General features: G+C 37.1%; 1 protein-coding gene. It reads right to left on the bottom strand.

The genetic code is table 11. The features are described from left to right. Nucleotides 1–261: 261 nt before the first annotated feature. Entirely contained in the window at nucleotides 262–420 is a 159-nt protein-coding gene (locus DK187_RS20925) for a YqaE/Pmp3 family membrane protein (protein WP_111609224.1), read from the bottom strand. Nucleotides 421–672: the final 252 nt, after the last annotated feature.

Raw genomic sequence — 672 nt, 5'->3', positions numbered from 1 at the left:
GATTGAATTGTCAGGAAGTAAACTTGATAATAACAATGTGATGCCCCTTGTCTGGCTTATTTTTTGGTGAAAATAGTTTAACCAACAAGTGGGCATCACTCTATATTTGTGGGGATCCTTAAGGCTTTAGCCTGACAAAACGTGACACGCATGTGAGAGTGCTTATATTAAGAAGGCCATGATTACACGCGATTAAAGCTTTAAACTCCAATTAGTTAGAGTAAGTGCTACTATAAAGGAGTTGTTGTTATGGATACCTATTTAGCGTCTAGCTATAATCCAAACAGCGTGTACTATGCCTGGGATATAGCCCAGTATGGTTAGTAATATGTTTAACCAGAAGGCACCACCGATACCGACTTGTAGGAAGACACCAAGAGGTGGCAGAAGAACAGCAAATAAAATTCTAATTAAATCCATGTTATCTATCCTTATTAATATGTTTTTTTTGATTGCTTAATTAGTCTATCTAACCGCTGTGTCGTTGGCTAATTGTGTGACAAATCTTTTACGTTATTTACAAGAATATGAGTAAGTCTTCCCTTGTTAACGATTTTATAAAGCGAGTCGCCTTTTAGAATCAGAGATTTTTGTTATCCAGTATTCCCCCCTGTGTCAGGATAGTTGTCGCCTCATTTGTTATTATAAATAGACAGGGGACGGTAAGTGAAA

The organism is Marinomonas arctica, from assembly GCF_003259225.1.
GTDB classification, from domain to species: Bacteria; Pseudomonadota; Gammaproteobacteria; order Pseudomonadales; family Marinomonadaceae; genus Marinomonas; species Marinomonas arctica.
The sequence above is the reverse complement of the archived record's forward strand: the minus strand, read 5'-3'. Positions and strand labels throughout refer to the sequence as shown.